We start from the raw sequence: 23,736 nt of genomic DNA on the forward strand, positions 1-23,736 counted from the left end.
TCCTGATCTACGGCCACTACGACGTCCAGGGCGCCGAGCCGCTCGACCTCTGGGACACGCCGCCGTTCGAGCCGACCGTCCGCGACGGGCGCATCTACGCGCGCGGCGCCGCCGACGACAAGGGCAACTTCCTGCCGCTGCCGGCCGCCGCCTGCGACCTCTCGGCCGCCGGCGAGCTGCCCGTCCACGTCCGCATCGCGATCGAGGGCGAGGAGGAGGCCGGCGGCAAGTCGATCGCCGCCTGGCCGGCCACCGACACCCGCGGCGCCGACGCCGCGATCGTCTACGACAGCGCCATGGTCGGCCCCGACCTGCCCGCGATCACCATCGGCCTGCGCGGCGCCGCGCTGACGACCTTCGACGTCCGTGCCGCCGACCGCGACCAGCACTCCGGCCTCTTCGGCGGCTCCGCCCTCAACGCGCTGCACGCCCTGCACCGCGCCCTGACCGCCGTCCTGCCGGACCCCGAGACCGGCCTGCTGCGCGACGAGCTGCGCGTCGGGATCGCGCCCGTGGCCGACGCCGAGCGCGCCTCCTGGTCCGCCCTGCCCGACGGCGACCAGACACTCGCCGCATCGGGCGCCCGCCCAAGCCATCGAACGCGCCACCGGCCACACCCCCGCCTTTCGTGCGCACCGGCGGCTCGATCCCGATCGTCGCCGACTTCGCCGCCAAAGGCATCCCGACCATCGTCACCGGCTTCACGCTGCCCGACGACCCCATCCACGCACCCAACGAGTCGATCTGGGAGCGCGGCCTCCAGCTCGGCTACGCCAGCGGCCACGAGATGCTGACCGCGCCAGCCGCCCTGCGCGATCAGTAGTGCCCCAGGGCGCACGCGACGTTGGCGCCACCCAGCTCGGCCAACGTCTTTCGCCCGCGCGTGCCTTCCATACGGTGCCAAGTTCCAAACGGACCTCGTCCTCGTGCTACGGCCATGGTCGGCATCTGGCCACTGAACACAAGCGCGAAGCAGTACGGACGATCCGTCCGACGAACCTGCGACCGCCCGGTCCTGTCCCCGCAACACGGCGATTCCGGACCTGTGCCCTCGCTGGTTGACCCTACCCCGGAAACGCAAAAGGCCCGCAAATGCGGGCCTTTCTTGTGTATCAGGGAGACAGGATTTGAACCTGCGACCGCCCGGCCCCCAGCCGATGCGGACCAGTGGCTCTTAGGTCTGGCCCCAGTATCCATGCGGGTTCGTGGTGAGTCAGTTGCCCTGATTTGCGCTCAATTTGTTCCGCAAGTTGTTCCGCGAGAAGGACGGCTGCAGTCTCGCCATCGCTCGAATCATCACGCGCGAGTTCAGGCACTTCGACCATCGAGCCCAGCCTGCGCACCGTCGCCATCCGCGAGGCCTGGCACCTCTACGAACGCGACACCCGGGAACCCAGCATCGAGCTGTTCCCCGCCCTGGATCCCCGCCACGACGCATTCACCCAGCAGACCGCCGCCCGCGACGCGCTCCGCGCCCTCGTCGAGCTCCCGCCCAAGCAGCGCGACACGCTCGCCCTGCTCATCCTCGGTTTCTCCTACGCCGAGATCGCCACCCAGCGCCGCGTCACGAAGACCAACGTCAACCGCCACATCACCCGCGCCAGAGCCCACCTCAGGATCGTTCGCGACCAGCACTGAGCAGCACCCTCACGGTTCCGATCGCCCCCACCACCAGGACCGGCAGCTCACCAAGCAGCCGGGGGCTTCTCGCCCTGGTCGCCGTCACGCTGCCCGTTGGCGATGACCTTGCCTTCGGACAACGTGAGCTCGCCCCAGCCTAGTAAGCCATTTGACCCGCGGCCACTCCTCCGCCGACTTATCCCGGTCCACAGCATGAGATGGACTGCTCCGCCGAAGAGGCAGCATCGGACGGTCGGTCTCTGACCAGGAGGACGTCTGCGTCAAATATGCGCCCGCCGCGAAACATTAGGTTGTTGTACACACCGACTGGTCGAAACCCGCACTCAGCCATCTGACCAAGCTGTTCAACGAAGGGAACCTGGCCTTCATACAACGGCTCGTACGCAACTTCGCACTCGATCAGAGCAATTTGCTCGAGCACACCCGCAGCTCCGTCAATGGCGAAGCGCTCATGGCCTTGCACGTCCAGCTTGAGGGCTATGACATCGTCAGACTCTACGACTCCGTCGCACTGGTCGAGACGGACGATGACCACATCGCACTGGTCGACCACTTGGCTGCCCGCGATTGCTCGAGCCGTCGGTGTGAGCTCGGACACCGACGCCATGTCGCTCGCGAACCGCGGCACGTGGCATGTCACGGTGCCAGCCGCATCGCCTAGCCCCTCGCAGCGCACCTGCCACAGTGCATCCTCTTTCGCACGGCGCGCCAATGACGCGAACGTCGTCGGGACAGGTTCGAACGAGACGATTCGCCCTGTCCATCCGGAGCCTTGCCGCAACTCGTCGATCGCATACTGACCGACGTTCGCGCCCCCATCAATCACAACGGTAACCCCGAGAGACGCAAGCAGTTGCCGGCGCTGCTCTGCCTTTAGAGGGGTCCGAACCCTCGCGAAGCGCAGTCGGTCAGCGAATCGACGCGCCCAACCGAGTCCGAGGTTCATGCGCACTGCTCGCGTCGCAGTCGCAGTCGCTCAGGAAGCCGGCACGATCGCAGCGTCGTACCGCAGAACGTAGGGAGCGCCGCCCTTCTTGGCCGACGCGACCCTGACTTCGACAACGTAGTTGCCCTTGGTGGGCAGGCGCTTGACGGTAAGGCTGCCGTTGAACCGCGTCGGATCATCTCGCAACTGGTTGCCGCGCGCGATGAGGTAAGCCTTTCCGTCAGCGACGTTTCTCACTGTCAACGACGCAGCGGGGCCGTGCTTGATCAGCGGCGCAGCGAGCGCAGGCTGCTGCGGCAGGACTGGGCCGGCGCTGACCCGCCCGGCGATGAACACCGCGACGACCACCGTCGATACCGCACCCGCGCTTCTGAGCCTACTCCGAGACGTGCGCATCGCGCCAGTAGACCATAGCCGCAGACGTTTCTCCAGGCCGCTTCATCGCCCTGAGCGGAGCGTATCGCGCACTGGCATATGCCAATACGCCAGAGATAGGATGCGCTTGGTGGCAGATCCTGAACAAGTATCGACGAGCGTCAACGCTCTACTCGAAGAGTACAAGGCCCTTCGCGCAGAGATCCTGATGCGGCTGGATCTACAGCACAAGAACATGAATCTTCTGCTGGCATTGGTCAGTGCGATCACCGGCTTCCTCGTCAAGTTTGCCAATGACCATGGCGTGTCTGGAAGTGGAGCGACGCTCGTACATAGCGAGATCGTGATCTTGGTACCGCTTGCAGCGCTCTCCATCAACGTCTTCCTCTGGCGCCATTCCGATCATGATGTCGCGATCATCGACGCCGCAAGCTATGTCGAACGGCGGCTAAAGAAAGCTGTCGTCACTAGCCTCGGTTCTGGGCCATACCTTGGCTACGAAGACTTCCTGTCAAAGCGGCGGCGAGAGCGCGGCAGGCAGGCGACTCGCTTGGTCTCGCTAGGCAACGAGAACGTGACGATGTTTTTCCTGCTGGCGATTTTCCTTGCCGCTGGATGGTTGATACGGCTCTCAAACTCGAGCCACGCTGCGAACGCTCACGAGGTGTTCGATGTACTCCTCTACCTCGCCTCGGCGTTAGCGATCTTCTCTCTTGCGATCTCGATTCTGGTCGGCGGCGCGTACAAGCGGATCTCTCCGGAGGACGCTCGTGCCAAATCGAAGACGGCCAAATCCACTGAGGCGTCGAGCCCCGGTGATCAGACGGCCGAAGGCACTGATGCGCTGGCTCTCACTGATCCGCAAGTGCCAGCGCCACCAGATCCTCTAACGAAAGACGCCGCTTACCCGGGGGAGTCGGAACCTTGAGGCCCGATCGCGACAGCCTCCTTCCCAGTCAGGTGCGACCGATGAGCGCGCGCGCTTTCCAATGCCCGATCTAAGCCCGAAGAACCGCACGATTACTCGAACGCTGCCCCGGGACCATGTGGGGCGAGAGCGAGTCGCAATCGCACTAGCGGTGACGATTCCGTTGCTCGGAACCGCAGCAGCAGCAACGCTCGCCTGGGGCGGCAGCCTCCACCCATGGGATATCGCCTCGCTCCTGACGATGTACGCGATGACCGTCGCCGGAACGTCTATCGGCTACCACCGCTTCTTTACCCATCGTAGTTTCAAGACCTCCCGCCCGGTAAAGATCGGCCTGGGGATTCTTGGATCGATGGCAGTACAAGGGCCGGTCTTGGACTGGGTATCCACCCACCGACGACATCACGAGGTCGCGGACCTACCGGAAGATCCGCACACGCCCCACCGAGGGGACCTTCATGCAACCGGCAGCTCATTTCGCGGGCTGTTATACGCCCACATCGGGTGGATGTTCTCGGACCAAGAGGGAGCCAACCCTCACCGCTACATTCCCGATCTCCTGACGGATCGCGACGCTCGATGGCTCCATCGGACGTTCCCAGTGTGGGCTGCCGCCGGACTGGCCTTGCCCGCCGGCGTGGGTCTGACCTTCACGGGAACATGGGAGGGCGCTATGTCGGGCTTCTTATGGGGAGGGCTGGTGCGAGTCTTCTTACTCCAGCATGCGACGTTCAGCGTCAACTCTATCTGCCACTCATTCGGCGCGCGCACATTCCGCACCCCCGACGCCTCCCGTAACGTCCGGTGGCTTTGGCTCGTGACATTTGGTGAGTCTTGGCACAACAATCATCATGCCTTTCCTAACTCCGCGCGGTTTGGCGTTCGTAGCGGTGAGCCAGACCCCGGAGGATTGGTCATCAGCGTGCTCGAACGCTTGGGGCTCATCTGGGACGTCGTCACGATTTCTCCTCACCGGGTTTCTAGCCGTCTCACGCCCCCTCCGCGATGACCGGCATGTCGCGGCACGCGGCTCTAAGTGTCGTGATCCCTTGCTTCAACGAGGCCTCGTACGTGGGCGGCCTACTAGACGATCTCGTTAACCAGACCCGACCGCCGAAGCAGGTGGTCGTCGCGGATTCTCAATCGTCTGATGCAACCGCTGAGATCGCTGCCACCTATGCCGACGTCCTGCCACTAGCGATCGTCCGAGCGCCCCGCGGAGTCGCGCACGCCCGAAATGCTGGCGCAGGAGCCGCTAACGCTGACTGGTTGCTGTTTCTCGACGCGGACGTCCGGCTCCCGCCGAGATTTCTCGAGGATCTGCTTGGCGACGTTGAGCGTCGGGGGGCAACGCTGGCCACGACGAACTTCCGAGCATCTGAGTCGAGCCTTCGAGATCGTGCGGCGGTATGGATCGGACTTCAGTACTGCCGAGCATTCGCGAGGTCGAGGCACCCCGTCGTCGGCGGCTTCTGCGTACTGAGCTCACGCGACATCTTCCGGTCGGTGGGCGGTTTTGACCCTCGATTGAGCATGGGCGAGGATGTCGACTACGCCTCGCGCGCCGTCAAGGCAGGCGCGAGGTTCGCCTTCGTCACACGAACATGGCTTTTCTACAATCTGCGCCGATATCGTCGGGAAGGCTTCGTGCGACTCGCAGCCAAGAACGTCGCATATGAGGCCTTCCGTCGAGCGCGTCGCTTTGACGTCGTCGAGTCGCCATTCGACTACACCTATGGTGGCTATCCGGCGGAGGAGACAGACACGGGCGACCGCACGTAGGCAATCATCTCGTCGTTTAGGGCGACCTCGTCTGGGTACGCGGTCCAACTATAAGGCCAGATGCTGAAACGAAAACCGAGCGCTCTCAGCGCGGCCCACATGATGCACTTGCCCACGTATATCGGCAAGGATTCGACCTCTAACCGACGCGCCGAGATCGTCAGACGCGTGTCGTGCAGGTACGTGACTCCTCCGCATTTCTTGCGCACACGGCGGATCAGATCGACGTCCTCGGCTGCGGTCACTCGCTCGTCGAATCCTTCTACGGCGAGAAACACCTCGCGGCGGACGCAGATGAGCGGAGCGGAGCCTTGGTGAGCCCGAAGCTTCGCGCCCACCGCAGCGTAGAGGTGCACCACCCAGTAGCACAAGCGAACGAACCGTCGTCTCGTGGCGGGCACCAACCGGAGGTGCACTAGCGAGCAGCGCGGATCCGCAACAAAGGCGGCCAAGATGTCACGCACCTCTCGTGACGTCAGTGCCACGTCTGCATCAACGAACAGAATGAGTTCGCTTGTCGCCACCGCCGCGCCGGCATTTCTTCCGACGGCCGGACGCCCGCCTTCGACCACGGTGCAGCCGTGAACGATGGCAATGTCCCGCGTGCCATCAACGGAGCCATGGTCGGCAACTATGACTTCGGCAACGCTCGGGCATTGCTCAAGCCGATTTAGCAGCACTGGTAGCCACGGCGCTTCGTTCCAGGTAGGCACCACCACCGAGATCGTCGGTCCAGTGTCGGAGCCGCCGCCTGAACTCAAGATTGTCATAGAGCTGCCATCCGTGACATTCGTCCCCCTTGGTGCCAGCACCTCACGGTCGAGAGGTTCCCACGTCCGCTCGCCGCGCAAGATAGCCAAAGGAGCCCTCACGCGAAGTCCAGATCTGGCAGCGGCTAATGGCGGGTCGGAGGTCCGCCAGGACCTCCAGCGCATCAGCGATGAGCTTTCGCGTGACCTAGCAAATTATGGCGAATGCGGACGTGGCGCACGCGATGATAGCTCCCCACCGCTCGGCGTCCATGCCCGGGTTCAGTTTCGAGGACCTACGCCTTCGTCGGCTGGCGCCTAGGGCACCGCGTATCGGAAGATCTCGCGGCCTGACGGGTCAGGTTGAGAGGAGTCCGCGCCGCTCCGGGCGCGGGCGAGCTTGCGCTGCGAAGGCTGCGGCGCGCCTTGACGCGGCCGTCCTTGCTACTCGCGTCAGCGTCAAAGTCGCACATTCGGAGGCGGATGCTCGAGACTGAGCTGCGGACTCCACTGACGAGCCAGCTCGCCGCACACACCGGTGATCCATGCTCGCGTTAGGAGCTCACACCATTGGCCAAGACACCAAGCGATGATGTCATTCAACTCGGCCCGCACGTGGTCATAGTTCGAGACCAGCCCTTCGTACATCTCTGGGTTGGCCTCGAGGATCAGCGTTTCCAGCTCAGCCCACAGTTGCTGGGGCGACTCTCTCGCATCGTTGACGCCGCCGAGCAGATCCAGGTTGTAGAACCGGCCATCGACGGCGTAGCGCTCCAGCGTATCCAGGATCTGGTTGATGCCGGCGTGACGGTCGGTCATCCCGAGCAACTTGGCGATTAGCCCTGGTGCCGAGCTGCGTTCAGCTCGGGCGACGATTTCAGCTCGGACGAGGGAGTCGAGCTCCACGATGCGGTGCCCTTTCGCCTTCATCGTTGCCCGGTTAGGCCAGTCCTCCCCGTCCTCTACCGCGATCACGCCGACGGTCAACTTCAGGAGCTTCTCCGTTCCGCCGGCCAGACATACGAACACGGCTTCTACATCCATGACCTGCGAGCGATAGCGGTCGAGCACTGAGAAGCCGTGCCGGAACAACGATGACGCGGCGTCGATCTCGTTGCACAACGCGACGCTTTGCTGCGTAGTGAGCATTGACCATGACCGTACCGGCGAGCGCAACCGTTGCCTTCCCGGGAAGGAATAGAAGCGTGGAAGTAGGCTCGGTCCGTGCTCCACTTCAAGCCCACCGAGCGGGCATCGAAGGGTCGGCGGTCATGGCCCGAGCTCGTTGGGAACGAGCAGCAGACGGTGCTCACCGAGCGTCCATCGTTGCGACGGATGGTTGTGGTCGTCGACCACAACCTGCTGGCGGAGCCGATGAGGCGGCGCTCACGCCTAGGAGAATTCTGGGCGGGCTCCTAACCGACCCCTACATCAAGCTTCTGCGCTACAGCGACGCCGGACCCGGCCCCGACGTCCCGCGGGAGACCCACGAGCACTTCGGCGACACGGTTCCCGGCTGGATCATCGTTGGCGAAGCACTCCCAGACGATCCGTTCCACTATCCGGTCGTGCATGCCGACGGCACGACAGTGACGCACACGGCCGTCCTTACGGGCCGAAGCCTCCCAGGCGCAAGCCGAGACGTTGACAGCCCAGACCGCGCAGGACACGAGAACCCTCGTCAACCTGACATGGGCCATCGTCGCCTCACGGTTGTCAACGCAGCACTGGTCGCTGCGTCGATCCTCTAATCGCGCGAGCTTTCACAGCACCCATGCGAGCTCGGAAGGCGTAAACGGCCGGCTTGGGTCCGAGAGTTAGGTCGTCGTTGGTCCGCCAGGTTGAACCGCCGACTAGGACCAGTCGATCAGGCGCCTGGTAACTCGCCCCAGCGCTGAACGAGATCCGATTGTGGGTCGGGGCGCTCCTGTGTCAACCCGACCCGGTCGAGCAGCGCGAGGCTGCGGACGTTCTGCCGGTCGACCCGCACGAACGTGCGTGGGTGGCGGCCGAGCCAGCGCATCTGCTGGAAGATCACCAACAACATGAAGTGGCCGAGGCTGACCTGCGCGCCTTCCGGCAGGTCGACCAGGACACCGCGCGCGTCGCGCGCGACGGCGATGACCTCGGTGTAACCGATATCGGGCACCAACGACGGCTCGATGTGATGGGCGCCGACGACGAGCAGCTCGCCAGCCGGCGCGAAGCCGAGCAGCATGCGCCCATCGAAGTAGGGCGGCGTGTCGAGGTAGCGCAGCGGCAACGGGCCACGGATCTGCTCCTCGACGACGTCCTCCCACGGCTCGCCCGTGCTGCAGCTGAAGCGACCGAGCAGCTCACGGTCGCCGGGTCGCAGGCCCCGGATGTGGAGGTCGACGGCTTTCACTCCACGTCGGGGACGCCGGCCGGGATGCGTACGGTCGGCATGCCAGAGACGGTGAGGACGTCGGCGGCGACGCCACTGAGCACCTTGCCCCACGGCGTGCCGTAGACATCGACGAGCGGCTCGCCGAGCTCGTTGACGTCGGGCATCTCGATCGCAGGCTCGACCGAGAGCATCGTGCGACCGCCGGCGAGGATCTCCCAGCTGGCGATGACCGCGCTGCCGATCGTCCCGATCCCCGCCGCGCGCACGGTCACCGCCGGCACGGGGACAGGAGCCGGCAGCCCTTGCAGCTCGACCATCGCCGCGACGTCGCTCAGGGCGACGATGCGCCCGCTGAACTGCGCAGGTGTCGTGTCGGCGTCCAGGCCGCGACGGGCGCGGGCGAGCTTGCGTTGCAGGCCGGTGACCTCGGCGGCGAGCTGCGGCGCGGCGAGCAGGCGGGCCAGATCGGCGGCGCTGCTGACGCCGCCGGCATCGGCGATCGTGCTCAGCGCGACGGCGATCTTCTTGGCCTCCGGCGATGCGTCGAGTCGGGCCGCCGCCTTCGCCAGCCGTTCCGCGGTGGCGAAATCCTTGCGTCGCGCGGCGCGAGCGGCGTCGCGGTTCAACGCGCTGTAGAGGTGAACGCGCCCCCCCAGGCGCCCCGCCATGCCGCGTGTCGTGAAGCTCAACCCTGGCGACAGAGCATGCTTGTCCTTCAACGCGCGGATGCCGTTGTCGATCGTCGCGGCCTCATCCAGGCGGAAGTCGCGAACGATCTCCTGGCGCGTGACCAGCGGAAGAGCAGCAGGCATGCCCACAGTATAGGCACCCGACACCGCAAATTGCAGCGTCGGTGGAGCGCGCCTAGCCATCGGTATTTCGATCCCGTGAGAACGCCGTGTTGACCATCTCGACCTCGCGCTCCGACGGTTGGTAGTGCGAGTAGATCTGGGTCGTCTTCGCGTCGGCGTGGCCCAGCATCTCCTGGATGAACCGCAGCGGCGTACCGGCCGCCGCCATCTGGGTCCCGAAGGTGTGGCGCAGGTCGTGAAAGCGGATGACCCGGACCTTCGCATCGCGACATCCCTGCTTGAACTTCCGCGTCACCTTGGTCCGGTCCAACTCCTTGCCCGACTCGGGATGGCAGAAGACAAGATCATCGGGCGCGTTGTAGGCGCTGCGCGCCTTCCAGATCTTCAAAGCGTCGAACGCCTCGTCGGCGATGGGAACCGACCGGCGCGTCGACTCGTCGGACTTGCCCTCGCCCGAGTGCTCTCCGCGCACATAGGCGTTGCGGACGCGGATGCGACGAGCGACCCAATCAACATGCCGCCAGCGCAACCCCAACAGCTCCGACTGCCGCAGACCGGTGATCGCCGCGATCAGCACGACCACGCGAACGACCGGACCCCACACGTCGGGCGGCACCGGTGGCGCTGGCCCTCCGCGCCCGCGCCGTGTCGGCGCCGGCTCGGGGTACACGACCTCGTTCGGGATCGCCTCGAGCACGCGATCCAGCTCCTCCAACGTCAGGTACTTGAGATCGGGGTCGGCGTCGTTCTGACGGCGTCGCTTCGGGCGCGTCGCGTGGCGGACCGGGTTCTCGGTCGCCCATTTCTTGTGGATCGCGTGCTCGAAGATCGAGTGCAAGAAGGTCATCACGTTGCGCACCGACTTGGGGGCCAAGCCCTTGGCGAGCATGTCCTCGGCGAGCTTCTCGACCTGCGCCGTCGTGACACGGTCCACAGGCTTCTTGCCGAGCGCCGGCGAGATGTGGACGCGCTGCATCGACTCGCAGTTCTCCTTGTAGGACTTGCGCGCGCCCTCGATGACCTGCTTCTGGCGCAGCGAGTCGGCCGCGTCGTCGACGGTGTGGCGGCCTGACGCGGCGGGCCGTGGCTTGCGGTCCTCGTCCTCTTGCATCTTGCGGAACTTCTTCTCGGCGTCCGCGCGGGTCAGCCCGTCGGACTCGCCACGGTGACGCACCGGGCCGACCTTGCGGTTCAACAGGCGACCGGCGGCCGTGCGCCAGCGGCCGTAGTAGGCGTTGCGATCGGGGTCGATGTACAGGTGCCCCGTGCCGTAGTCGCGCTTGTCGCTCACGATCTACTTAGGCCCCAGACACGACTTCTCGCCCCCACCCGGTCACCCGATCCGAGGACCCTGCTGGACGTCGTCCAACCAGCGCTCAATCGCCGACCGTCGAAACCGGACGTAGCGCCCGAGGCGGACGTGAGGCAGTGCGTTGCGGCGGCTTTCCGCATACACCCAGGCGGTCGTCACGCGCATGAGTGACGCCACCTCATCCGCCGTGAGAAGCGGATCGTCGCTACTCGGTCGCTCTCCTGCGCCCATGATCCTTAGTCGACGAGCTGGCCTGGCACCCCTCGTCCGGGATCAGGCCGTGGTGCAGTCCTGGCCTTGAGTCGCCGACCTTATGGCTACCGTCTCCACGTGACCGAGTTCGCAGCCTCTCCGTGGCAATTGGAGTGGAACACCTCTGCGCTATTGCGGCGCGCGGCAACTGACGAGGGTCGATTCCGGGTCGAGGAATTCATGGGCGACGGCCCATACCCCGAGGAGCGCCAGGAGAAGGAGGAAGCGGAACGCCTCGCGGCGGAATTCCTTGCCGCAGGCTACGGGGATCCCCACGGGCCACAGGCCATGGCACTGACGAAGTACGTCACGGGCATGTTCTTCCCAGACCAGATCGCCCAAGCCGAGACGGACGGATCGTGGGAAAGACTGCTGGCGTTCGCGGCGATCCAACGGGCGATCGACGACGGGATCCGCAAGTTGACGCTCGCGAGCTTCGCTCTGCCGAAGTCGGACGACGAGGCTCTTGCAGGCCGGCCAGAGGTCGCGGCGAGGTTGTTCGACGACGGGCTCGTCCGGCTTTCCCAAGAGCATGCGGGGGCGGCAGCCGAAGTCGGCGAGAACGTCGTGGTGGTCGACGACGATCTCGTCCTATATCCGCATCGTCTGCTCGCGGGAGAACGCGAGCTCATCGGCTTGCTATTCGAACTCGCGGCTTCGTCGCCGGAGCTGGAGGTCTGGATCGCCGTCGACCCGTACAAGTCGACGAGTCTGGCCGAGGTTCCTCATTGGCTCATGGAGGACTACTGGCATGGACCGCGGCTGACCGCGGCTGTCCTCGACTCTCTCGACGCGCATGACTTAGGAGCGACGTTCCACGCCGCCGGCGCGCGCAATTCTCTACAAGAGTTGTTCCACCCACTGCTTGGCACATGGTTCGACTGGCGAGCCCGAGCAGATCGAGACGTCGATGATCCGGTTCGACGACTCTACGTCCGAGAGGTCAAACCGGCGGTCGATCGGCACGGCGACAGGTTCAACGCCGTGCTCAACCGGGAGTTGCACGCTGAGCGAGACACCAAGCAGCGGCGGTTCACGCACGTCGACGGCAAGCTCGCGCGCTATCCCGTCGAGACTTACGGACCAGCCACCGGCGGACCTGACGCACCGCTGGGCCACTTCGAGCGGGCACGGAAGCTCTGGCGCGTCGACGGGCCGATGAGCAACGAGCTGTGGCTTGAGCTCGTCACGCTGTTCTTTCGCGATAACGAACTCGTGGAGGAGCACTTGGCCGAGGCTCTCCGCGGCGCAGCTCGTCCAGACTAGTGGCGATCTCCCCTTGATCTGTCCGCCCCAGCGGTCGGGAGGACAACGCCGAATTCCTGGTATCAGGAACCCGGACAGCTATTGCGCAAGTACACGGCGCTGCTGGAGCAGTGGAGCCGCACCGCCTAGTTCGCGGTCGGCTCGTGCACCGGCGGCCGGGTGCCGGTCGCCGCGGCCGTGGGGAGCTGGTCGCCGTCGTCGTTGCGAACCATGCGGCGCACCGCCCACCCCACCTGCACTTCCGGGAAAGCGGCCAGTAGAGCCGCAACAGCCTCCGGAGTGGCGACGACGAGCCAGCCGTCGCCGACCTCGTCCCGGTCGTAATGGGGCGGCCAGCACGCGAACCCCGAGCGCCACCAGACTGACCGCACGACCGGGGAGCCATCCAGGCGCCACGCAAGCGGGTCGTCGGGGTCCGGTGCCAATCCGGCGGCGCGGGCGGCCTCGGGGTGCAGACCGATGTAGCCGTCGGCGAACGATAGGCCGGCAAGCGCGTTGCGCATGATCAAGCTCGCCCCGGGCGGCAGCGGGCCGACGTCGCGAGCATCGCCCAGAGCGCGGCGTACGGGCGTGAACAACGCGGGCGCGTCGATGAGGGCAAGGCCCTGGTCGCGCTCCTCGCGGGTGTTGTAGCGGTCCAGCAGCGCGAGCTCGGTGACCTCGCCGATGACGGCCCAGCCGTCGTCGTCTCGGGCAAGGCGCGCGGCCGCGTCGCCGAGGTCGTCGATCCATGCGCGTGATAGCGCGGTCGTCGCGCGCTCGGCGAGCGGTGCCGCGGTGGCCACACACGGCGGTCGGCGCGCAGGGCGCCGGCTCAGCAGATCACCGTGGCTGGCGGTCAGGGAGCGGAGTGCGGCCAGCGCGACGCGGGCCGGGAGGAGGCCGGCATCGACGAGCTCGGCGGCGACCTCGTGCTGGGCGGCCGCGACGGCTTGGGCGCTGGGCCGCACGAAGCCCCAGCCCAGGATGGTGGAGCCCTCGGCGGCCTGCCGGTCCGTCGGCAGGCGAGCGGCGTGGTCGGCTGCGCGGGCACGGATCCGCTCGGCAAGCGCGTGGCGGTCGACGCCTGCGGAGCGCGCGAGCCGCGCGATCTCGTGCTCGTCGTAACCGAGCATCTCGTCGAGGTCGTTGGCGCCGATGTCGGCGGCCCCGGCTAGGACCTCTGGTGCACGGGAAACGACGAGCTGCAGGCTGGCGGGCGCGTCGCGGGCGGGCGGGTTCGGCGGCGCGGGTGCCCCTAGGCGGTCCAGCAGGTCGGCGGCGCCGGCGCGCAGGTCCAGGCGCGGCCCGGTGGCGTGGGCGGTGAGCCAAGCCACCATGGTCTCCTGGTCGGGCAGAGGCGTCGGAGGGTCGGCGATGGCGGCGCGCACCACGTCGATGATCCGCTCGGGCGGAATCGACGCGTCGGCGAGCATGGCGGCCTGTGCGGAGGCCGCGGTCGGATCGCCGTGGCGCAGTAGCGCCAGGAGCGCGCGCTGGGCGCTCGCCCAGGCCAGGAGGTGCAACTCGCCAAGCAGCCAGGCGACGAGCTGAGCGACGAGGCGGGGCTCGAGAGCGGAGCCGGCGCTGCCGGTGGGATGGGGCTGGTCGACGACGGCGGGGCCCGGATCGCTGAGGTCCGGCGCCGGCACGCCAGCCAGCGCGGCGACATAGACAAGGACCTCGCGCGCCACGGCGTCACCATCGACCGGGGCGAAGACGTCGATGACGTGGTCGAGGTCGTCAGCGATCGATCCGAGGAGGAAGCTGTCTTCGGCGGCGTGAGCGGCGTAGCGGGCGAAGATCAGCGGCCGGGCGCGCGGGCCATCGATCGCGTGCAGGACGCGGGCGGCGCGCAGCGCTGGCCCACCGCTCCACATCCGATTCCAGTCCTGGGCGGTGCTGCGCTCTACTGCTTGGCGCGCCCAGTTCCACGCCTCGTCCCGGTCGCCGGCGGCCAGCTCGGCAGCGGCCAGCTCGGCGCCCGGGCCGGCGCCCTCGGTCGTGCCTTGCGCGCGGGCGCGGAGCTCGTCGAGGGTCGGCGGGTCGGTCGACGGCGCTGGCTCGTCGTCGTCCCGCGCCGTATGCCGCTCGGGCGTCTCGTCGCCGACAGTCAGGTCGGACGGGGCCAGGCCGAGGTCGGACGGGCCGAGGCCATGGGGCGAGGCGGCGTCGATCAAAGCCCGGCGCCACGCCCGCCGGTCGCTGGGGCGGCCCTCGACGGCGACGCGGTCGGCGACGGCGCGTAGGCGGCGCTGGAGCGTGGCTCGGTCGGGCGCCGCAGCGCGGGCGCGCTCAAGGTCGATCGGAGCGGCGCCGATCGGGACGAGGATCTCGGCGACGATCGTCCACCAACCCTCGCCGGCTGTAGCGGCGATGGCGCCGAGCGTCGCGGTGACGAGATCGTCGACGTCAAGGACGCCGCGGTCGCGCAGCGCGCGACCCATGGCAAGGACGTCCCCGGGACGGGCCGAGCCGACGACCTCCAGCAGCGTCCGCGCGGCGTCCTCGGCGGCGCCAGCCTCCGCACGTTCATCAAGGTCGGCGATGCGGTCGACGAGCCAGTCGGCCAGCACGGCGCCTCCGGGGCCCTCGAGGAGCGGGCGGAGGAGCTGGATCCAGGTGGTGAGCTGGTAGTCCTTGCGCCAGCCGATGCCGAACGACACAGCGGTGGCGTGAGTGAGCGCCTCGCGGGCGGCGTCGGCGTCATCGGCCTGCAGCCATGCGTGCGCGATCTCAATCCAGGTGGAGAACTCGGCGTCGAGGTCCAGGGCGGTCGCGGCGGCGTAGGCGCGGAGCCGCTCGCGCGTCGAGACGGCGCCGATGCCCGCGCTGGCGAACGTGCCGACAATCTCGAGACCGCCGCTGCGGGCGTTGCCCGGCTGCGCCCAGCGCTGCTCCCACCATTCCCAGAGCGCGCGGAGGGCGTCGCGGCCGAGCGCGCGGGCAAGGGCGATCGAGCCCTCAGCAATGACCCGGCGCCCTCCCAGCGCGCTCCAGAGGTCGCGAACGTCGCGGCGCGAGCCGTGGTCCCACAGGGCGAACACGCGCTGGACGGCGCCGGTGACCTCCGCGGCGGCGACGGGCTCGCCCCGCCACTGGCGGCCACAGAGGTTGCCGAGGACGACGACGTGACGTGCGACGATGACGCGCGCCTGCTCGTAGCGCTGGCTGCTGTCGGGGAACACGACGACCGGCTCCAGGGCGCCGTCGAGTGCGGCGTGCAGACGCAGGCGCTTGAGCAGCAAGCGCCACGCTTGGTCGTCACGGTCGTTGCTTGCGCTGGGCGGGAGGACGATCGGCGCCAGTGCGGAGACCCAGTCGGCGGCGTCGGCGGGGCGGCCTAAGCGGAAGAGCAGCTCGGCCGCCTGGATCGCGTCGTCTTCGTCCAAGGCGCCGGGTTTCAGGCCGTCCAGGGCACGGTCGAGGTGTTCGGCCGCGCACTCCGTCTTCCCTGCGCGCCGGGCCGCGTCGGCGAAGTCGAGCAGCGTCGCGGCTCGCACGCGTCGGCCGAGGTCGTCGTCGTCGAAGGCAGCGACCAGGGCGCGCGCCGCGTCCTCGTCCTCGCGGTAGGCGGCGGTTCCCGCAGCCGACCATAGGACGTTGTTGCGCAAGAGAGCGGCGGCCTGGGCGGGATCGTCGCCATGATCGAGGTCGGCCCGCGTTAGGACAAGGCGCGCAGCATGCTCGATGACGTAAGCGGCGCCGTGGACGAGGACCGCGGCTTGCGCCCACGCGTAGAGCGTGCCCCAAAGCGAGCGGACGGCCGTGTACGCGTCCGGCCGCGGGCGGTTGGACAGCAGCTCGAGGGGCTCGTAGTCGCCGAAGACGCGTGCGGCTTCGGCCTTCAGCCCGCGGTCGTGGAGGTCAACGACGAGGCGAAGCGCCAGGGTCGTCCGGTCATCCCGGCCGGCAATCTCGCGGACATGGCGCAGGTGGGCGAGGGCGGCGTCCTCATGCCCGAGGTCAAGCAGCAGGCGGAGGAAGTCGCGGTCGACTGATTGCTGGTAGTCGCGCATCCGGCACTCGGCTGCCGCCAGGGACAGGCGCACTGCGGCGACGGCGTCGTGCTCAGCGGCCAGGGCGGCGGCTGCCTCGCGCACGTCGGGCAGCACGTCGCCGGGCGGGCGCAGGGCGAGCATCTGCGCGCGGAAGAACTCGGGCGTGGCGCCCCGCATGACAGCCGCCGTCTCGCCGGCACGCAGCCGATGGTGCAGCTGCTCCCAAGCCTGAGGCTGGTCGGCCGGCGTCGCGGCGCAGCGCTCGGCGAGCTCGGCGTGCAGCGCGCGCTCCTTGTCGGGGTCGTGAACGCCGAGGCGCAAGGCGGTGCGGGCGCGTAGGAACTCACGGAACGAGTCGTGGAAGAACGTCCAGCGCCGACCGGAGCCGGAGCGGAAGAGGTGCTCGAGGCGGCCGAGGTGCTCGATGCTCGCCGGGCTGCTGCCGCCCGCCTGCAACCAGGCGAGATCGATGGGGCCGCGGAGACGGCAGACGAGGCCCAGGAGGACGACGAGGTCCTGGTCGTCGTGCAGGTCGCCCCAGACGGTCTCGTAGTAGCGCATCGCCTCGCCGTCTAGCGGCGGGATGCCGGCGAGCGCTTCGAGGGCGTCCTGGGGTTCGCGGCCGGTGGCAAGCTTGGTGAAGGTGCGGGCCAGGAGCGGGTGGCCGTCGGAGACCTGCCAGACGCGTTCGGCGATCGCGGTGGGCAGGCCTGCATGGGCGGCAAGGGCAAGCGTGGCGGTGCGGCTCATCGGCGTCATCCGGATATGACGGCCCGACAACCGGGCCTCGGCTTGCAGGTGCTCGGGCAGGTCCTCGACATTGCGCGTGCCGACGACGAACAGGACGCCGTCGGGTACCTCGCCCGCGGGAAGCAGCTCGTTGAGTAGGGGCAGCTCGGGCGCCGGGTCGCGCAGGACGTGGTCGAGGCCGTCGATCAGGACGATCGCGACCGCCCCGGCGGCGCGAGCCTGGGCACCAAGCTCCTGCAGGCGCGTGCGCAACCGTTGGCGCAGCAGCGAGAGCTGCTCGCGCGGCGGCGCGAGCGTCCGCAGGCGGTCGCGGCGGTCGAGCGCGAGCAGGAGGTCCTGCAGTAGCGCGTGGGCCTCGCCGCGGGTGGCGGTGTCGTCCTCGGGAACGAACGCGTAGTAGCGGGCGACCAGACGCGGATCGCCGGTCAAGGCAGAGGTCAGCAGCGTCGACTTGCCAGAGCCGGGGCTGCCGGTGAGGAACAGATAGCCCTGCGAGAGCTCGTCCAGTGACGTGGCCAACGCGCGCTCGGTGTCGACCATCGCCTGAGCGTCGGGCGGCACGGGGAAGTGGTGGGTCGAGCGCGGCTGCCAGCGATCGGCCAAGCCCTCGCCGACGAGCTCCAAGAAGGGCAGCGTCTCGACGACCACGAGGTTTCGCTTGTCGGTCACCGCGGCCATGAGTCCGAGTACGAGCGCGTTGATGTCGCGCAGCATCTGCGTGGCGCGGGCGGGCTCGAGCTCGGCGTCCTCGGGCAGTTCTCGGCCGGTCTCGATGGCGATGTCGGGCGCGGCGGCGAGCAGCTCGGGGACCGTCACGCGGGCGTCAACGGCGAGCTGCTCGACGTAGTCGCGCCAGGGTTCAGGGACGTCGCCGAGGTCTTGGACCGCGCCGTTGCGGGCTGGACGCCAGACGTCCTGGAGAAACTGCGGCAGCGTCAGGTCGCGCCCGCGGCCGGCGTCGCCGCGCAGCGAGGCGGTCGACAAGGGCCGGTTGGTGTGCAGATGCACGACGATGCGTCGGACAGGCGGGGCACCGGCGGCGTCGCGGCGGTCGGTCCAGGCGCCGCTGAGGCGGGTGCGGCCGTCAACCGCATCGGCAATCAGCGCGCGGAGCTCGGCGTCGGCCAGCGGCGCGGCGTCCTGGCTCCACTTGACCTGGAAGGCGTCGACCCGCGGGCCGGCGGGGCCGTCGGTGAGGACCTGCAAGTCGTCGACGCGCCCGGCCTCGGGGTCGGCGACCGCGACCGCGACGAGGGTGCCCTGCTCGCATGCGGCGAGAATGTGAGCGGCCGAGATCTTGTACTGAGGCAGGTATCCGCGCAGGGCGCGACGCTCACCGTCGCCGGGTGCGTTGCGGCGCGGTGCCGCGTCGGGCTCAGGGTCGGCGTGCGTGGCAGGCACCTGGTGAGAGATCGTACGCGCCTGGTGGGTGGGCTAATACCCCAGTTGGCGGAACATCGAGTTTCGGCGCTGCGTCGGAGCATGGCCCTGGCCCGGGCAGCACGCGCCTTTCACCTGCGGGCCTGTCGCCACTAACCCGAACTGCTGAGCCCACGCGAAGCGCGGAACCCTCTCGGTTCCCCGACAAGCTGCGTGAACCGGCCACCCCACGATGGCACGCGTCCGTGCGTGCGGCGGGATGGCAACGGTCCCGCAGCCGGCGGGACCTCGGCAGAGGAGGATCTCGTGTCGATCACGACCGAGGCCGAGCGCCAGGAACGACGGGAGGCTGATCGCCACCGTGCCGCGCAAGCCGTCGAGGCGCTGAAGTCCAGCGAGGGCTGGAGGAGCTGGCTGCGTGCCCGTTCGAAGTTCCACAACTACAGCTTCGCCAACCAGCTGTTGATCGCGATGCAGTGTCCGGAGGCGACCTACGTCACGGGCTTTCGGAAGTGGTTGGAGCTCGGCTACTGCGTGCGGCGGGGCGAGAAGGCGTTGTACATCTGGATGCCGGTGCCGCCGAGCCGTAAGGCGATCGCCGAGTGGGAGGCGGCCGGCGCCGACAAGGACAAGAAGCCCCGAATCCGGTTCCGGATGGGTCCGGTCTTCGACCGCTCTCAGGTCGACCCGCTGCCCGAGCCCGCCCGGCCTGCGGTGCTGGAGCCCCCGATCTCTCCCGTCGAGGGCGATGACCTCGCCTGGGCCCTTCGCCCGCTGACGGCCGTCGCCGCCGACAGCGACTACAGCGTGTACACCGAGCTGCTGGACGACAACATCGGCGGCTACTGCAACATCGGCCGCCGCCGCATCTGCCTCAACGCCAACAACTCGGTCAACCAGCGGGTCAAGACGCTGGTGCACGAGTTGTCGCACATGTTGATGCAGGAGATCCGGGAGCAGGAGGACCGCCCGCCGGTGACGTACGCCGAGGAGGAGTTGATCGTCGAGGCGGTCGCCTTCACGGTGACGGCCAGCCTGGGATTGGACACGTCGAGCTACTCGATCCCCTACCTGGCGTCGTGGTCGGAGCGCGCGCCGCTGGAGACCATCGAGCAGGCCGCCGAGACGATCGACTGCCTCGCGCGACGCATCGAGGACGCAGTCCTTCCCCACCGTCCCGACCAGTTGCCGAGCTGAAGTTGCCCGAGGGTGTGCGGGGCGATCCTGCCGTCGGCCGGTCGCTCCGCACGCCCTTCACGCTCGGTCTGAGGTCGTGGGTTGGTGCTCGGTCAGGTCCGGCCACCGATAGCACGGCGCGCTGGGCGGACGGCAGGCCCCTGCGCTACCCGTCGCTTCTGCGGGTCCTGGCCGAAGCGAGCCCTCGACGTTCCCGCGCGCCGTGCTGCGGCGCGGCCATGACCGAGCACCAGCCCTCAACCGCGGGGCCTCCACCGACCGCCAAGCAGCAGCGCTACCTGCGGCAGCTGGCGCTGCAGCGCGGCGTGAGCTTCGTCCCGCTGCGCACGCGAGCGGAGGCCTCGCGAGCCATCGCCGAGTTGAAGCGCCGCGCGCCCGAGCCGGTGGCCGATCGCCGCCGGGAGGTCCGCGCCGTGCAGGACGAGATGGCCACCGGGCGCGGCGACGCCGCCCGAGTCCGTCATGAGATCGAGACCGAGGGCTACGGCAGCACGGCCGCTTGGAAGCGGGGACGCTCGTGATCGGCGCGGCGTGCCTCCGCAGCGGTGCTCGCGAGCACCGCAGGCTGATCCGCGGCCGGATCACCGGTGGGCCTCGTCGACGTCCGGCGCAGCGTCGCGGCCGGTTGGTCCCAACCAGCCCGCCGGGCTGGCGGACCGACCGCCACCCGAGGGTGGCACGCCCAGGCGGGCGTGCGGATGGCGGATGACCGGCCCGCCACCCCGGCGGGTCCCGACTCCGACAGGAGAACCAGCAGATGTCCACCACCATGACGTCCACGCGAACCGTCGCGGTCGCGCGGATCCACATCCCCGACAACGTCCGGGGCCTCGACGAGGAGCACGTCGCGGCTCTGGCCGGCTCGATCAAGTTGAAGGGCATGCTTGTGCCGGTCGTGTTGCGGGAGCGCGACGACGACTTCGAGCTGGTCGCCGGCTTCCACCGCATGGCCGCCGCCGAGTCCATCAAGTTGGCCGAGGTCCCGTACGTCCTGCGCGACGCCGAGACCGAGCACACCGACCGCGCGGTCGAGAACATCGTCCGCAAGCAGCTCAACCCCTACGAGGAGGCCAAGTCCGTGCGGGCGATGCTCGACGGCGGCCTCACCGAGGACGGCGCCGCGCAGGCCCTCGGCTGGCCGAAGGCGCGCGTGACCGCGCGCGTCAAGCTCCTCGAGCTGCCCGAGCGCGCCCAGCAGATGGTCGGCGAGGGCATCGTCCATCTCGCCGCCGTCGATCAGCTGCGCGCGATCGGCGCCGTCGCGCCCCAGCTGCTGGACGCCCTCATCGCCTACCTCGACGACGGCAACGCCGCGGTGGCCGAGCGGCTCGCCAGCCAGCCCGGCTGGGTCCTGGACGCGGCGCTCACGCACGCCGGTGACCGCAAGGTCTTCGCCGCCCACCTCTCCACGGTCGACCGCCGCGAGATCGCAGAGCTGCGGCTGGGCAAGAAGACCGACGAGCTTTACGCCGAGGCCGAGAAGCTGCACAAGCAGCTCGACCGCCACGCCTACGGACCGCCGACCGTGCGCTTCGAGGACGAGGACGTCGATCAGGCCCGCGCGGCAGGCGTGCTGATCGAGTTCGAGCGCGGCCGTCCGCTCATCGTCGACCGCGCCCTCTACCGCGAGCTGGTCAAGACCGCCATCAGGCGCACCCACGCCACGCTGGAGCAGAAGGTGGCCGACCGGGCCGCCGAGCGCTCGGCGAGCAAGGCCACCGACAAGCCTGTCGATCCGGCGGCGGTGGCCAAGCGCGATCGCGACGCGCAGATGCAGGAGCTGGCCGACCAGGCCCACGGCGTCAACCTCGACCTCGGTCGCGCGCTCATCGACAAGCTGGCGAGCGTCGACCCGGCCGACATGGACGTCGCGCGGTTCTTCGTCTACGCCCTGCTCGGCTCCGACCCCGACGGCTCCCCCTACACGCAGAGCGGCGATCGGATCACCCGCGTCGCCGCCGGTGGGGTTCGCCTGCTGATCGAGGAGTTGCGCACCGACGTCACCAAGACCCGCAAGGACGGCAGCCGTGGGCGCCTGCGCTACGACTACGGCGACCACCGCGACCCGCAGGCCGCGATCGCCTGGCTGTGGAAGTTCATCGACGGCGCCAAGACCGCCGCCGACCTCTACGGCCGCGCGCTGGTGGTCATCGCCGCCGAGCAGCACGCGAGCCGCCTGGTCGTCAACGGCAGCCAGCGGGCGCCCGCGACCCGGTGGACGTCGCACAAAGACCACGCCGCCAAGGCGCTGCGCAAGCTTTGCCGCCCGGCGATTCCGGCGACCATGGCCCGGCTGGAGCGCGCCGTCGCGCGGGCCAACACCGACTACGAGCAGGCGCTGACGCGCGCCCGCGAACAGGCGGCCCCTGACGAGACGTAGGCCGAGGGGTGCCCGGTGCGCCCGTCGACCAAGGCCACGGTGGCACGCATCCGTGCGTGCCATGGACCTAGGCGACGGTGCCGCACCGGGCGGCGCCCCGGATCACGGAGGCCTTTGATGCCAACGACGCAGAGCACCCGGGCGATCGTCGTGATCGACGCGCTCTGGGGCCTCGGACGCGAGATCGGCTACGAGGTCGTGGTGCAACCTGGGCCGATAGACGCGATCGGGGTCGTCGTCTGGGAGATCGCGACGGTGTCGATCAACTCTCGCTTCCCGATCGAGCTTCAGGCCGAGGAGCTGGTCTACATCATGGCGTTGCTGGTCGAGCGCTTGGAGCGCCTCAGCACCGATCTGCGACTGACCTACTGCCAGGAGGCACAAGTCGTCGACACAGCCGCCGCCGGCATCTGCGCCGAGCTGGACCTGGCCTCGAGTCGGACGACGTCGCTGGAGATCGCCGGTGTCTGGGACGGCGTCGAGCCGACCACGCTGATCGAGGTGGAGGACTTGGTCGCTCGGGTGGCCTGCCGTCTCGCGGAGCGAGTCATCCCCAGGTCGTGACGAGCAAGCGCATGGGGTTGGTGCTGGGCGGCTGATTCGGATCCTGTCCGTAGCCAAGCACGCCGGCTCAGGGCGGTCGCAGGCCTCGTCCGGACAAGACCATCAACAGCCAGGTTCCGAGGACAAGGACCTGCTCCCACCCCGCGCCGGCGCGCAAAGCGTCGGCCATGCCCGATCACCACCCAGCACCACCACAAGCCGCGTCGGTCGGCGCGCTGGTCGAGTTGTCGCGCTACTCCGTGGCCTCCGGCCAGCGGATCGTCCGCGGCCAGCGCATCCTCGGCGTCGTCCGCGTCACCGACGCTCCGGCCGAAGGCGACGGCCGGACCTACGTCGTCGAGCGCGGCCTGACCTCCCACGACGAGCTGCTCGGCCTCGTCACCCACTACGTCGAGCACGCCCGCCGCTGCGACGACATCCCACTGCTGCATCTCTACCCCGACAACGAGGTGGCGTGATGTGCGAGGACCACTACTACGACCCGGTCGAGCGCGAGGAGCTGCGCGAGGAGGACGAGATCCTCGCCGACCTACTGGCCGAGTACATGCTGCGTCGCGGTACCGGCGCGCTGGCCATCTACCCGCACTTGCTCGCGCGCGCAGCGGAGCACGGCGACCGCGTCGCTGCGAACTTCGAGACCGTCGTCGTCTACTGGGAGCTCAAGCGCCTGGAGGGCGAGGCGTGATGCCGGTGCCCGTGCCACCGCGCCTGGACGACGTCCACGCCGTGATGCGGTTCGCTTTCGGAGTCTTGGGCGAGGCGGATGGCCTCGACGAACTGCTCGCGACGCTGCAGATCACCAGCGGCGTGACGCCGCGCGACGGCATCGTCACGACGCCCGCCGGGCGGGCGGCGGCCCGCTTCGTCCTCGACGCGCTGACCGACACCCTGGTCGAGCGCCTGCGCGTCGACCTCGAACGCCACTGAACCTGTCGCCCTGGCGGCTCGGCACGGAAGCCGAGCATGCCCGACGTGCTCGCCCGGTGGCCAACGCCAGCGGCACCTCGATCTCTCCATGGACCACCGGACTGCGCGCGCCGGGCGGGCCGGCCCC

The 23,736-nt window shown here is 68.6% G+C and carries 22 protein-coding genes and 1 pseudogene; 14 read left to right on the forward strand and 9 right to left on the reverse strand.

Annotated elements, in window-relative coordinates:
- Positions 1 to 5: 5 nt before the first annotated feature.
- The 3 genes and pseudogenes from VFG42_RS27525 to VFG42_RS27530 form a co-directional block, all read left to right on the forward strand.
- Positions 6 to 332, forward strand: a pseudogene (locus tag VFG42_RS27525) (M20/M25/M40 family metallo-hydrolase); the annotation flags it as partial.
- A 296-nt stretch (positions 333 to 628) separates the two neighbouring features.
- A complete protein-coding gene (locus tag VFG42_RS11310; protein WP_324908384.1) occupies positions 629 to 823 on the forward strand; it encodes a hypothetical protein in 195 nt (64 codons plus the stop codon).
- Positions 824 to 1,227: 404 nt separating this feature from the next.
- Positions 1,228 to 1,638 carry an RNA polymerase sigma factor gene (locus VFG42_RS27530; protein WP_414642371.1) on the forward strand — a complete coding sequence of 137 codons (411 nt, stop codon included), beginning with the start codon at positions 1,228 to 1,230 and terminating at the stop codon, positions 1,636 to 1,638.
- Between the two features lie 178 nt (positions 1,639 to 1,816).
- On the opposite strand, the gene VFG42_RS11320 is transcribed toward VFG42_RS27530, so the two are convergent.
- Complete coding sequence (locus VFG42_RS11320) at positions 1,817 to 2,587, reverse strand: FkbM family methyltransferase (protein ID WP_324908388.1); 771 nt, start codon at positions 2,585 to 2,587, stop codon at positions 1,817 to 1,819.
- Positions 2,588 to 2,617: 30 nt separating this feature from the next.
- On the reverse strand, positions 2,618 to 2,935 hold the full coding sequence (locus VFG42_RS11325; RefSeq protein ID WP_324908390.1) for a hypothetical protein: 318 nt from the start codon (positions 2,933 to 2,935) through the stop codon (positions 2,618 to 2,620).
- Positions 2,936 to 3,092: 157 nt separating this feature from the next.
- Here VFG42_RS11325 and VFG42_RS11330 point away from each other — a divergent pair, with 157 nt between their 5' ends.
- The 3 genes from VFG42_RS11330 (at position 3,093) to VFG42_RS11335 (ending at position 5,672) form a co-directional block, all read left to right on the forward strand.
- On the forward strand, positions 3,093 to 3,890 hold the full coding sequence (locus VFG42_RS11330) for a hypothetical protein (protein WP_324908392.1): 798 nt from the start codon (positions 3,093 to 3,095) through the stop codon (positions 3,888 to 3,890).
- 250 nt (positions 3,891 to 4,140) lie between these two features.
- A complete protein-coding gene (locus VFG42_RS27535) occupies positions 4,141 to 4,899 on the forward strand; it encodes an acyl-CoA desaturase (RefSeq protein WP_414642375.1) in 759 nt (252 codons plus the stop codon).
- The gene (locus VFG42_RS11335; RefSeq protein WP_324908394.1) at positions 4,896 to 5,672 is read left to right on the forward strand and encodes a glycosyltransferase; all 777 of its coding nucleotides are present in this window, start codon (positions 4,896 to 4,898) and stop codon (positions 5,670 to 5,672) included. Before VFG42_RS27535 ends, VFG42_RS11335 begins: the two co-directional genes overlap by 4 nt.
- On the opposite strand, the gene VFG42_RS11340 is transcribed toward VFG42_RS11335, so the two are convergent.
- The 6 genes from VFG42_RS11340 to VFG42_RS27540 all read right to left on the reverse strand — a co-directional run bounded on the left by VFG42_RS11340 (position 5,633) and on the right by VFG42_RS27540 (position 11,144).
- On the reverse strand, positions 5,633 to 6,607 hold the full coding sequence (locus tag VFG42_RS11340) for a glycosyltransferase (RefSeq protein WP_324908396.1): 975 nt from the start codon (positions 6,605 to 6,607) through the stop codon (positions 5,633 to 5,635). The two genes, VFG42_RS11335 and VFG42_RS11340, sit on opposite strands and share 40 nt — an antisense overlap.
- 273 nt (positions 6,608 to 6,880) lie before the next feature.
- The gene (locus VFG42_RS11345) at positions 6,881 to 7,570 is read right to left on the reverse strand and encodes a hypothetical protein (protein WP_324908398.1); all 690 of its coding nucleotides are present in this window, start codon (positions 7,568 to 7,570) and stop codon (positions 6,881 to 6,883) included.
- A gap of 718 nt (positions 7,571 to 8,288) precedes the next feature.
- Entirely contained in the window at positions 8,289 to 8,684 is a 396-nt protein-coding gene (locus VFG42_RS11350; RefSeq protein ID WP_324908400.1) for a hypothetical protein, read from the reverse strand.
- 119 nt (positions 8,685 to 8,803) lie between these two features.
- The gene (locus tag VFG42_RS11355) at positions 8,804 to 9,601 is read right to left on the reverse strand and encodes a hypothetical protein (protein WP_324908402.1); all 798 of its coding nucleotides are present in this window, start codon (positions 9,599 to 9,601) and stop codon (positions 8,804 to 8,806) included.
- Positions 9,602 to 9,653: 52 nt separating this feature from the next.
- The gene (locus VFG42_RS11360; RefSeq protein ID WP_324908404.1) at positions 9,654 to 10,892 is read right to left on the reverse strand and encodes a site-specific integrase; all 1,239 of its coding nucleotides are present in this window, start codon (positions 10,890 to 10,892) and stop codon (positions 9,654 to 9,656) included.
- A 42-nt stretch (positions 10,893 to 10,934) separates the two neighbouring features.
- Positions 10,935 to 11,144, reverse strand: a complete 210-nt coding sequence (locus VFG42_RS27540; RefSeq protein ID WP_414642372.1) for a helix-turn-helix domain-containing protein — start codon at positions 11,142 to 11,144, stop codon at positions 10,935 to 10,937.
- Between the two features lie 99 nt (positions 11,145 to 11,243).
- On the opposite strand from VFG42_RS27540, the gene VFG42_RS11365 reads away from it, so the two are divergent.
- The gene (locus tag VFG42_RS11365; protein WP_324908406.1) at positions 11,244 to 12,431 is read left to right on the forward strand and encodes a hypothetical protein; all 1,188 of its coding nucleotides are present in this window, start codon (positions 11,244 to 11,246) and stop codon (positions 12,429 to 12,431) included.
- A 125-nt stretch (positions 12,432 to 12,556) separates the two neighbouring features.
- Here VFG42_RS11365 and VFG42_RS11370 read toward each other — a convergent pair whose 3' ends face one another.
- Positions 12,557 to 18,562 carry an AAA family ATPase gene (locus tag VFG42_RS11370; protein WP_324908408.1) on the reverse strand — a complete coding sequence of 2,002 codons (6,006 nt, stop codon included), beginning with the start codon at positions 18,560 to 18,562 and terminating at the stop codon, positions 12,557 to 12,559.
- A 285-nt stretch (positions 18,563 to 18,847) separates the two neighbouring features.
- Here VFG42_RS11370 and VFG42_RS11375 point away from each other — a divergent pair, with 285 nt between their 5' ends.
- The 7 genes from VFG42_RS11375 to VFG42_RS11405 all read left to right on the forward strand — a co-directional run bounded on the left by VFG42_RS11375 (position 18,848) and on the right by VFG42_RS11405 (position 23,609).
- Positions 18,848 to 19,738 carry an ArdC-like ssDNA-binding domain-containing protein gene (locus VFG42_RS11375; protein WP_324908410.1) on the forward strand — a complete coding sequence of 297 codons (891 nt, stop codon included), beginning with the start codon at positions 18,848 to 18,850 and terminating at the stop codon, positions 19,736 to 19,738.
- Positions 19,739 to 19,956: 218 nt separating this feature from the next.
- A complete protein-coding gene (locus VFG42_RS11380; RefSeq protein ID WP_324908413.1) occupies positions 19,957 to 20,259 on the forward strand; it encodes a hypothetical protein in 303 nt (100 codons plus the stop codon).
- 248 nt (positions 20,260 to 20,507) lie between these two features.
- Positions 20,508 to 22,118 (forward strand): ParB/RepB/Spo0J family partition protein, encoded by a 1,611-nt coding sequence (locus VFG42_RS11385; RefSeq protein WP_324908415.1) that lies wholly within the window; start codon positions 20,508 to 20,510, stop codon positions 22,116 to 22,118.
- 150 nt (positions 22,119 to 22,268) lie between these two features.
- Complete coding sequence (locus VFG42_RS11390; RefSeq protein WP_324908417.1) at positions 22,269 to 22,682, forward strand: hypothetical protein; 414 nt, start codon at positions 22,269 to 22,271, stop codon at positions 22,680 to 22,682.
- A gap of 167 nt (positions 22,683 to 22,849) precedes the next feature.
- On the forward strand, positions 22,850 to 23,140 hold the full coding sequence (locus VFG42_RS11395; protein WP_324908419.1) for a hypothetical protein: 291 nt from the start codon (positions 22,850 to 22,852) through the stop codon (positions 23,138 to 23,140).
- Positions 23,140 to 23,367, forward strand: coding sequence for a hypothetical protein (locus VFG42_RS11400; RefSeq protein WP_324908421.1), 228 nt, complete (start codon positions 23,140 to 23,142; stop codon positions 23,365 to 23,367). The genes VFG42_RS11395 and VFG42_RS11400 overlap by 1 nt, the downstream gene beginning before the upstream one ends.
- Positions 23,367 to 23,609: a hypothetical protein gene (locus VFG42_RS11405; RefSeq protein WP_324908423.1), complete on the forward strand. Its 243-nt coding sequence runs from the start codon at positions 23,367 to 23,369 to the stop codon at positions 23,607 to 23,609. The genes VFG42_RS11400 and VFG42_RS11405 overlap by 1 nt, the downstream gene beginning before the upstream one ends.
- Positions 23,610 to 23,736 lie beyond the last annotated feature (127 nt).

It is taken from the genome of Baekduia sp. (assembly GCF_035685985.1).
In the GTDB taxonomy this organism is placed as follows: Bacteria; Actinomycetota; Thermoleophilia; order Solirubrobacterales; family Solirubrobacteraceae; genus Baekduia.